Genomic DNA, 8808 nt, shown 5'->3' on the forward strand with positions numbered 1-8808 from the left:
GGAACCGTGCCCGGGCGACCACGGAAGCGAGCGGCGATCCTGCGCGCGGCGGCGGAGGTGTTCCTGCGCGAGGGGTACGAACGCGCCAGCGTCGACGAGATCGCGGCGCTGGCCGACGTGGCCAAGCGCACCGTCTACAACCACCTCGCAGACAAGGAGGCCCTGTTCCTCGCCGCCTTCGAGGCGGCGTTCGACCGGGTCAACGCGGACATGCTGGCCGCACTCGACGAATTCCCCGACGACCCCGGCGATCTCGAGCACGACCTGATCGCCTTCGGGCGAAAGCTGGCCGGTTGCCACCTCGACCCCGAGGTGACGGCGCTGCGCCAGTTGATGAGCAGCGAGGCCACGCGTCACCCGGAACTCGTGTCGAGCTGGCGCGACCGCGGGCCGGGGCGCGTCGCCGCACTGCTCGCGGAACGCCTGGGAAAGGTGACCGCGCTCCGCATCGACGATCCGGTGCGCGCCGCACACCACTTCATGGCCCTGAGCACCTACGAGGTGCAGTTCCGCGCAACGGACGCGCGGAAGCCGTCCGCCAAGCAGTTCGACGCCGCGGTCGGCGATGGGGTCAAGGCCTTCCTGCGCGCCTACGACCGCCACGCGTAGCACCGCCGGAAAAGGGGGAAGGGCCCCTTCAAGGCATGAACAGCCCCGGCCGCACGCCTGCGAGGGGGCTCCCGCATGCCGTGAAGGGCACCTTCAAGGAATTGAACGCCGCGAATGCGACCCTCACGAACCTTCCCCGCCCCCGCACTCATGCCCTGAAGGGGCCCCTGAGGGAATCTGATGCCGCGAAGGGCCCCTTCGGGGCATGGCTACCCGGCCATCTCGCGGAGCGAAGGGGCGATCTGTGACGTCTAGCGACGCGAAGGTCACCTTCAGGGCATGAACAGCCACGCCCCCGCCCGCCCGCGAAGGTGAAGAAAGGACGTCAGAGTCCCCGAAGGTCGCCTTCGGGGCACGCACCTGACGTCGACGCGGCATCCGCCGGGGCGCAGGCATCAGCCGACGGTGAGTTTTCCCTTGGCGTCGTAGGCTTCCAGCCGGTGGCCGGGGATCTGCGCCGGGCCGGGGCCGGCCGGGAACCAGAACAGCACGATGTTCGGCACCGCCTCCCACTGCGCGGTCTTCGCGTCCGCGTACTTCCCGTCCGCGGCGGCCTGGATCGATCGGACGGCGGTTTCCTTGCCGAAGGGTGCCACGAAGTAGCCGCAGGAGAACCCGTCCACGCCGTCGATCCGGTGGAACCCCGGGGTCAGGTCGACGGGCACCGTGCGATCCCGCTTCGGCGTGCCGTCGGGGCCACTGCGGCCCGCCGAGATGAAGTACCCGTCGGGGAACCTGTGGTCCTCCGTCCCGGGACGCACCTCGTGCAGGAACGACATCGCGAACGGCCTGCCATCCGGGCTGCCATCACCGGCCCAGAAGATCTTCGCCTCCTCGTAGACCGGCGCGTCCGGCTGCTTCGCGACGGAGAGCGCCGGCGGGGCGCTGTCCGGTTGGCGCAGCATCGTGACGCTGCTGATGCCGAACAGCACCACGGCGGTCAGCGCGACCGCGCCGGTGCCGACCGCGATCCGCCGCCGTCGCCGGATCCGGCCGCCGTCGGCCATGATCTTCGCCAGGTCCGGTGGCCGGAACCCGTCGTCGGGCTCGGTCCCGGCCAGCGCCGACTTCAGTTCGCCGAGGTCGGTCATGACACCTCTCCACCATTCTTGCCGGAAACCAGTGGCGCTTCGTCACCGACGGACACGCGGAGCTTCGCCAGCGCGCGGTGGTTCGTGCGCTTGACGGTGCCGACGGTGACCTTCAGCTCGCGGGCGACCTCCGCCTCCGGCAGGTCGAAGTAGTGCCGCAGCACGACGACCGCGCGCTCGCGGCCGGTGAGCCCGGCGAGCATCTCCATCAGCCACACGTTCCGCGTCACCTCCCGTGACACGTCGCCGTTCGCGGGGAGTTCGGGCGGCTCCTCGGTGGCATACTCCTTCAGCGGGCGGCGCCACTGGTCGATGACGTGGTTCGCGAGCACCTTCCGCGTGTAGGCGTAGGCGTCGGAGTGCCGCACCCGCGCCCACGCCGCATAGGTGCGCGTCAGTGCGGTCTGCACGGCGTCCTCGGCACGGTGCCGGTCACCGGTCAGCAGGTACGCGGCGTGCAGCAGCCTCGGTGATGCCGAGTGCACGAACTCCGCGAACCTGTCGTCACCCCTGGTCATACCCGCCCTTTCCCATCGGAACCAATACGAGCCGATGGCGCGAAAGGTTGACAAGGATCTCGGTCAACCTTTCACGCGGCCTCACCGTCTTTCCCGCCACACAGGTGACGACAGGGGTGTTCATGAAGAAGGCAGTGGCCTGCGCGGCGGCGGCGCTGGCATTCACCGCGTCCTGCGCGGCGGCACCGTCGGAGGCCCCCGTACCACCGAAGCCGACTCCCGTGCCCGTCGCGATGCCGATCACCACCAGCGCCCGGCCCGCCCCGCCACCGTGCGGGCAGGCGGCCGCCGCGTGCGTGAGCCTGTCCCGGCTCGAAGCGTGGCTCATGCGCGACCGGAAGGTGGTGCGCGGCCCGGTGCCGGTCAAACCCGGTTCGGCCGACGAGCCGACGCCGGTCGGCATGTTCCACGTCGTCTGGAAGGACCGCGAGCACACGAGCAGTGAGTTCGGGATGCCGATGCCCAACTCGGTGTTCTTCGCCCCGGGCGGCATCGCGTTCCACGAAGGCAGTCTCGAGGTCTCATCGCACGGCTGCGTACACCTGTCGCCGGAGAACTCGGCGGCGTTCTTCGACGGCCTCGCCAAGGGTGACGTGGTTGAAGTGGTCGCCTGAACCCTCACCCGTGCGACGCGTGGCGGGCACGAAGGTTGCCTTTCTATGGTCCAGACCACGATCGGGTGTAACTCCGCAGCGTGATGGGCACCTTGCCTATGACAGTAAGTTGCACGGTTTGCCACTATCCGGCAAATCAACAACCGACACCGGGAGGCCGATCATGAGCAAGAAGAACGCCGGGTTCGCCGTCGCCGCGGTACTGGGCGCCGCACTGACGACCGTCTCCCTCAGCACCGGAGCCGCTTCGGCCATGCCGTCCGAGGGGTGCGACGCGAGCCAGCTCACCACCACGATCGTGCCCGGCTCCCCCGGCGCGGGCCAGCGCTACGCCGAGATCCAGTTCACCGCGAAGGACGGCCAGTACTGCCAGCTCAAGGGCAGCGTCCCGGTGACGCTCGACGGCGCGCCCGGCATCACCATCGAGCCCGAGGCGGGCCAGCCGGACCAGGTCGTGCACCTGCGGCCGGGCACCTCCGCCCACCAGTCGCTGCACTGGTCCGCGATCGAGGCGCGCGGTGACCAGGCGACGCCGTCCGGCGTCACCGTGCACACGCCGGGCACCCAGGCCCAGACGGTCACGCTGCCGTGGCAGTTCGGCGAACTCGACGCTTCCGCGGAGGCGCACACCCTGAACGTCGGCACCGTGCAAGAGGGTCCCGCCGACGCCGCGTGACCCAGGCGCCGGGTGCTCCCGTTGACGGATCGGCGGCGGGGTGGGGTTGCTCGCATGCCCTGCGACCTCCAGGGCATGCGAGTCCCCAAAGGTCTCAGTGATGATGCGCGCGCGTCGATTCCGGTGAGACGGGTGGCGGAAACGCGGAGCCGCCGGGGCTTGATCCCTGAAGGGCGCCTTTGGGGAATCTGACGCCACAATCTCGCCCCGCACGGCGCGCGGCATGGCGGCGCCCGTGCCCTGAAGGTGACCTTCGCGGCATCAGATTCCCTCAAGGGCCCCTTCAGAGCATCCGACCCGGAGCAGAACAAGCCCGCGAAGGCCACATTCGCGGCATTCGCGCCTCTGAAGCCCCCTTTCCGGACACCAGCGCGGAAACGGGGAGCACACAAGGGAATCCGCGACGAGCTGCACCGGCTAGCCCAGCACCGTGATGAGCGCCCAGTACCCGCCGCCGCCCAGCACCGCGCCGAGCACGACCCCGCCGAGGATCTCGCGCGCGGTGTGGTCCCCGACCTCCACCCTCGACCAGCACACCCACGCGACCGGCAGCGCCAGCGGGACGAGTGCGAACCAGTGCCCGATGGCCAGGATGATCGCGGCGCCGGAGGCGACCGCGGCGTGCATGGACACCTTGAACCGCAGGCCGAAGGTGATCGCGATGCTGCCGAGCAGCGACGCCAGCATCGCGATCGAGAGCGCGAGCATCTGGTACGGCGCGCCGCCGAAGAGCATCAGCAGGAAACCGGCGGCCAGCGAGGCCAGCCCGGTGGCGAACGGCACCATCCGGCCCGCGCGGTCGGTCACGTGGTGGGTCTGCCAGCGGCCGGCCCGCGCGCCGCGGACGATCACCGCCATCGGGATGAGCGAGCCGGTCACCCCGACGACCGACCCCCACAGCAGCGCTCGGCCGGGGTCGTGCCCGGTGACGTCCCAGGCGAGCAAGAGCGGCAGAGCCAGCACGAGCACCCACGGGGCAAGGAGTTCGGTGCCCAGTCTGGCGAACCGGTAGCGAATCGGAACGGCGTCGTGATCGGCGTCGGCGGTCGCTGCCATGTTCCTCCCCAAAGCAGTCGCGGATTGCGCGTCGCGGAAGCGTCAGGCCTTAGTATCGGTCCTCGCCCCTGACCGCGCCCGGCCAGACGATGGGATTCCGCCCATGCCGATACCCGCACTTCGCCTGCGCGGTGACGCATCGGCGCGGACGGACCCGGCACCGGTGCTCGCCGCGGCCCGCAAGATCACCGAGGACCTCAAGGACGGCCTCGGCGGCGGCACCGCGCGCCGGGCGGCGCACGGTCTCCGGCGGCTGTTCACACTGGACGGTGTCGGCCTCACCGATCTCTCCGGCCAGCTCACCTGGTCCGGCAGGCCGTCCGACGACACGCGCACCGCCGCACTCGTCGACAAGGTGCTGCACACCGAAGCACCGGCCGGTCGCGCGCCGCTGCTCGCGGTTCCCCTGCACGCGCACGACGAACTGGCAGGCGCGCTCGTGCTGGCGGGCGACATCGGCACCGCGGCCGTGCGCGAGACCGCGGATCTCGTCATCCAGGCGTTGGAGCGCGGCACCCTCGAAGCCTCGGCCGAGCACGCCGCGGCGGCCGAACTCCGCGCGCTGCGGGCGGAGATCTCGCCGCACTTCGTCTACAACGCACTGACCGTCATCGCTTCGCTGGTGCGCTCCGATCCGGACCGCGCGCGCGATCTCATGCTGGACTTCGCCGACTACACGCGGTACAGCCTGGCCCGCCACGGCGAGTACACCGTGGTCGCCGAGGAGTTCCGGGCGGTGGAAACGTATCTCGCGCTACAGCGGGCGGTGCTCGGCGACAGGCTGCGCGTCCAGATCAGGGTGGCGCCGGAGGTCCTCGCGGTCGCGGTGCCCTACCTGGTGCTGGAGCCACTGGTGGAGAACGCGGTCCGGCACGGGGTCGAGCCCCGGTCGGGCACCGGGACCGTGCAGGTCCACGGCGAGGCGGAAGGGAACGACTGCGTGATCAGCGTGGAGGACGACGGAGAGGGCATGAATCCCGAACGGGCGCAGGCGATCCTCGCCGGGCGCTCCGGCTCCGACCGCGTCGGACTGGCCAATGTGGACAGACGACTCCGCAGCGTGTACGGGGCATGGTACGGACTGGTCGTGGAAACCGCGGCCGGCGCGGGGACCAGGGTCGTGGTCAGAGTGCCGAGGTTCCAGCCGGGGGTGCTGCCGTGACGGGCCTGCGCGTACTCGCGGTCGACGACGTCCCGCCCGCACTCGACGAACTACGCCGCCTGCTCGCCGAAGCGCCGGAAGTCGCCGAAGTCGAAGCGGCAGGCGACGCGGTGAGCGCACTCAAGATGATCCAGGCTGACCCGTTCGACGCGGTGTTCCTCGACATTTCGATGCCGGGTCTCGACGGCCTCGAACTCGCGTCGCTGCTGGCGAAGCTGAGCCGTCCGCCGGTGATCGTGTTCGTCACCGCGCACGACGGGCACGCCGTCGCCGCGTACGGCATCGGCGCGGTCGACTACCTGCTCAAACCGGTGCGCGCGGAGCGGCTCGCCGCCGCACTGTCCAAAGTGGTCAAGATGGCCGCCGCGCAGGAGCCGGCGGCCGCGCCGCCGGACACGATGGCCGCGCTGCCGGTGGAAAGCGGTGGCCGCACCCGGTACGTCCGCCGCGCCGCGGTGCGGTTCGTGGAGGCGCACGGCGACTACGTCCGGCTGCACACGGCCGACGGAGTCCACGTGGTCCGCATGCCACTGTCCCGTTTGGAGGAATACTGGGCGGGCCACGGTTTCCTGCGAGTGCACCGGGGTTTCCTGGTCGCCATCGGGGCGGTCGCGGAGCTGCGCAGCGACTCCGTCGGCGGGCTGCTGGCGCACACCGACGCCGGTGACGTGCCGGTGAGCCGCCGCCACGCACGCGAACTCCGCGAACGGCTCCTGCACGCCGCGCAGCACGGCGAACTCGGCAGCGCACCATGAGCCGAGTCAAACGCGTCGCGGTGACGAGCCCGCAGACCCGGCTCGCCCATTCACGACGGCGCGCACCAGGGCGCTGGCGAGTGCCCACGCTCGAACCCGCCGACGCCGAACGCGCCGCCAGGATGTACCGCGAGCAGCGCCGCCGCGCGCTGCCCGCCGTCGCGCTGATGTTCGGCCTCCTGCTGGTGCTGACGATCGCGTTCACCGTCGCGCCCGGCCTGGATTCGGTGCGGGTACTGGGCATCCCGTTGTCCTGGCTGCTGCTGGTGGCAGTGCCGTACCCGGTGATGGCCCTGCTCGCGCGCTGGCAGTTGCGCCGCGCCGAACGCGTCGAACGGGAGTAGCCGGTGGCCGCGATCCTTTCGGTCGCCCCGGTAGTGCTGATGACGCTGCTCATCGGGCTGCGCGGGGTCGCGGCGATGCGGACCACTTCGGACTTCCTCGTCGCCTCGCGCCGGGTTTCGCCGCTGCTGAACTCGGCCGCGGTCTCGGGCGAATACCTTTCCGCCGCTTCGTTCCTCGGTGTTTCGGGCCTGGTGGTGAAGGACGGCGTCGGCGCGCTCTGGTACCCGGTCGGCTTCACCGCCGGGTACCTCGCCATGCTCGCGCTCGTCGCCGCGCCGATGCGCCGCTCCGGTGCGCTGACCGTGCCGGACTTCGCCGAGGCCAGGCTCGCCTCGCCCGCGCTGCGCCGGATCGCCGCGGTGGTGGTGCTGGTGATCGGCACGCTGTACCTCGTCCCGCAGTTCCGCACCGCGGGCCTGGTGCTCAGCGCCGTCGGCGGCACGCCGTACTGGGTCGGGGTGGTGATCGCCGGTACCGCGGTCAGCGCGACGCTCGCGCTCGGCGGCATGCGCGCGGCCACCTACGTGCAGGCGTTCCAGTTCGCGCTCAAGCTGGTGCTGTTCATCGTGCCCGCGATCTGGTTGCTGATGCAGGCGGGCGCGGAGAACCGGCACGCGGCGCTGCACCCGGTCGAGTTCACCCACTTCGCGCACGAAACCACGGTGTCGTTCGAAGTCGCGGTGACGCTGGAAATCACCGCGCCGACCGCGACGAGGGCACCGGACGGCTCGGTGCACGTGCTGCCGCGCGGCGATCTCGTGATGCCGGGCGGGCGGAGCCTGGTCTTCCTGCCCGGTACCGCCGTGCCAGGGGTGCGCGGTGACGCCCCGCTCGGCAGCTCCGGCTGGCAGCGCCCACTGCTCGACCTCGACGGCGCCGGGTACCCGCTGCTCGGCACCTGGGCGGTGCTGCTCGCGACGATGCTCGGCACGATGGGGTTGCCGCACGTCCTCATGCGGTTCCACACCAGTCCCGACGGGCGCGCGGCGCGACGGACGGCCGCGATCACGGTGGGGCTGCTGGGAGTCTTCTACCTGTTCCCCGGTATCTACGGGCTGCTCGGCAGGGTGCTGGCGCCGGAGCTGTACCTGTCCGGGGCCACCGACACCGTCGTCGTCGCACTTCCGTCGCGTGTGGACGGTGGCTGGGCAGGTTCGCTGTTCACCGCGTTGCTGACCGCGGGCGCGTTCGCGGCGTTCCTCGCCACCTCGCTCGGCCTGCTGCTGGCGGTGTCCGGCGCGATCGCGCACGACCTGCTGCGGGGCGGCCTGCGGCAGCTCCGGCTCACCGTGGTGCTCGCCGCCGCGGTGATGGTGCTGCTCGCGCTCCCGTCCACGCGGCTGGACGCGGGCGTGCTGGTCACCTGGGGTTTCACCGTGGCGGCGTCGACGTTCTGCCCGCTGCTGGTGCTCGGCATCTGGTGGCAGAAGCTGACCGCGGCCGGGGCGATCTCCGGGGTGCTCGCGGGATTGCTCTCGTCGTCGGGGTCGATCATCACCGCGTTGTTCGAACCACCACTGGACGGCTGGCTCGCCATACTGGTGGCGCAACCCGCGCCGTGGTCGGTTCCGCTGGCCTTCGCGATCATGATCGTGGTGTCCTTGCGAGGACGGCCGCCGTCGTGGTCGACGGCCGCGATGCTGCGCCTGCACCTCGACGAACGCCCGCCGCGCGGACCGAAGCCCGTCCACTCGACCTCCCCTGGGCACCGTTCGTCAACCGTTCGTCGCATCGCGCGACGTTTGAACCGCTGAGCCCTTCCTGTCGATCATCCGCCTCCCTACGGTGACGCCCGACACAGCGCTGTCTAGGCGAGGAGGACTGCCTGCCATGAGCACGGAAGCGGATACACCCGCGCCCGATTGGGAAAGCGTGCAAAAGAGCGCGGAGTTCGTGGAGTTGCGTCGTCGGTTGCGGGTGTTCGTGTTCCCGATGACGGTGGTGTTCGTGGTGTGGTATTTGGCGTATGTGCTGCTGGCGGA

General features: G+C 70.7%; 11 protein-coding genes. 8 read left to right on the forward strand and 3 right to left on the reverse strand.

The window, feature by feature from the left end; genetic code table 11:
* Positions 1 to 6: 6 nt before the first annotated feature.
* Positions 7 to 609, forward strand: a complete 603-nt coding sequence (locus tag ABD256_RS35655; protein ID WP_344429253.1) for a TetR/AcrR family transcriptional regulator — start codon at positions 7 to 9, stop codon at positions 607 to 609.
* Positions 610 to 1004: 395 nt separating this feature from the next.
* Here the strand turns inward: ABD256_RS35655 and ABD256_RS35660 are convergent, their stop codons facing one another.
* Entirely contained in the window at positions 1005 to 1700 is a 696-nt protein-coding gene (locus tag ABD256_RS35660; protein ID WP_344429255.1) for a hypothetical protein, read from the reverse strand.
* Positions 1697 to 2218 (reverse strand): SigE family RNA polymerase sigma factor, encoded by a 522-nt coding sequence (locus ABD256_RS35665; RefSeq protein ID WP_344429257.1) that lies wholly within the window; start codon positions 2216 to 2218, stop codon positions 1697 to 1699. The genes ABD256_RS35660 and ABD256_RS35665 overlap by 4 nt, the downstream gene beginning before the upstream one ends.
* Before the next feature lie 122 nt (positions 2219 to 2340).
* Here ABD256_RS35665 and ABD256_RS35670 point away from each other — a divergent pair, with 122 nt between their 5' ends.
* On the forward strand, positions 2341 to 2832 hold the full coding sequence (locus tag ABD256_RS35670) for a L,D-transpeptidase (RefSeq protein ID WP_344429259.1): 492 nt from the start codon (positions 2341 to 2343) through the stop codon (positions 2830 to 2832).
* Between the two features lie 163 nt (positions 2833 to 2995).
* Positions 2996 to 3508, forward strand: a complete 513-nt coding sequence (locus ABD256_RS35675; protein ID WP_344429261.1) for a DUF4232 domain-containing protein — start codon at positions 2996 to 2998, stop codon at positions 3506 to 3508.
* Between the two features lie 417 nt (positions 3509 to 3925).
* Here ABD256_RS35675 and ABD256_RS35680 read toward each other — a convergent pair whose 3' ends face one another.
* Positions 3926 to 4564 (reverse strand): hypothetical protein, encoded by a 639-nt coding sequence (locus ABD256_RS35680; protein ID WP_344429263.1) that lies wholly within the window; start codon positions 4562 to 4564, stop codon positions 3926 to 3928.
* A gap of 103 nt (positions 4565 to 4667) precedes the next feature.
* On the opposite strand from ABD256_RS35680, the gene ABD256_RS35685 reads away from it, so the two are divergent.
* The 5 genes from ABD256_RS35685 to ABD256_RS35705 all read left to right on the forward strand — a co-directional run.
* Positions 4668 to 5726 (forward strand): sensor histidine kinase, encoded by a 1059-nt coding sequence (locus tag ABD256_RS35685; protein ID WP_344429265.1) that lies wholly within the window; start codon positions 4668 to 4670, stop codon positions 5724 to 5726.
* Positions 5723 to 6481, forward strand: coding sequence for a LytR/AlgR family response regulator transcription factor (locus ABD256_RS35690; protein WP_344429267.1), 759 nt, complete (start codon positions 5723 to 5725; stop codon positions 6479 to 6481). The genes ABD256_RS35685 and ABD256_RS35690 overlap by 4 nt, the downstream gene beginning before the upstream one ends.
* Entirely contained in the window at positions 6478 to 6825 is a 348-nt protein-coding gene (locus ABD256_RS35695) for a hypothetical protein (protein WP_344429269.1), read from the forward strand. Before ABD256_RS35690 ends, ABD256_RS35695 begins: the two co-directional genes overlap by 4 nt.
* A 3-nt stretch (positions 6826 to 6828) precedes the next feature.
* A complete protein-coding gene (locus ABD256_RS35700) occupies positions 6829 to 8580 on the forward strand; it encodes a sodium/solute symporter (RefSeq protein ID WP_344429271.1) in 1752 nt (583 codons plus the stop codon).
* A 76-nt stretch (positions 8581 to 8656) separates the two neighbouring features.
* Positions 8657 to 8808 (forward strand): DUF485 domain-containing protein (locus ABD256_RS35705; protein ID WP_344429286.1); only part of this gene is annotated, 152 nt, incomplete at its 3' end.

Origin of the sequence: Amycolatopsis minnesotensis (genome assembly GCF_039529815.1) — a bacterium.
Classification (GTDB): Bacteria; Actinomycetota; Actinomycetes; order Mycobacteriales; family Pseudonocardiaceae; genus Amycolatopsis; species Amycolatopsis minnesotensis.

Excerpts from the sequence above, each read along its gene's own strand:
- ABD256_RS35660 (WP_344429255.1), bottom strand. The coding sequence starts at position 1,700 with ATGACCGACCTCGGCGAACTGAAGTCGGCGCTGGCCGGGACCGAGCCC.
- ABD256_RS35665 (WP_344429257.1), bottom strand. The coding sequence starts at position 2,218 with ATGACCAGGGGTGACGACAGGTTCGCGGAGTTCGTGCACTCGGCATCA.
- ABD256_RS35670 (WP_344429259.1), top strand. The coding sequence starts at position 2,341 with ATGAAGAAGGCAGTGGCCTGCGCGGCGGCGGCGCTGGCATTCACCGCG.
- ABD256_RS35675 (WP_344429261.1), top strand. The coding sequence starts at position 2,996 with ATGAGCAAGAAGAACGCCGGGTTCGCCGTCGCCGCGGTACTGGGCGCC.
- ABD256_RS35680 (WP_344429263.1), bottom strand. The coding sequence starts at position 4,564 with ATGGCAGCGACCGCCGACGCCGATCACGACGCCGTTCCGATTCGCTAC.
- ABD256_RS35685 (WP_344429265.1), top strand. The coding sequence starts at position 4,668 with ATGCCGATACCCGCACTTCGCCTGCGCGGTGACGCATCGGCGCGGACG.
- ABD256_RS35695 (WP_344429269.1), top strand. The coding sequence starts at position 6,478 with ATGAGCCGAGTCAAACGCGTCGCGGTGACGAGCCCGCAGACCCGGCTC.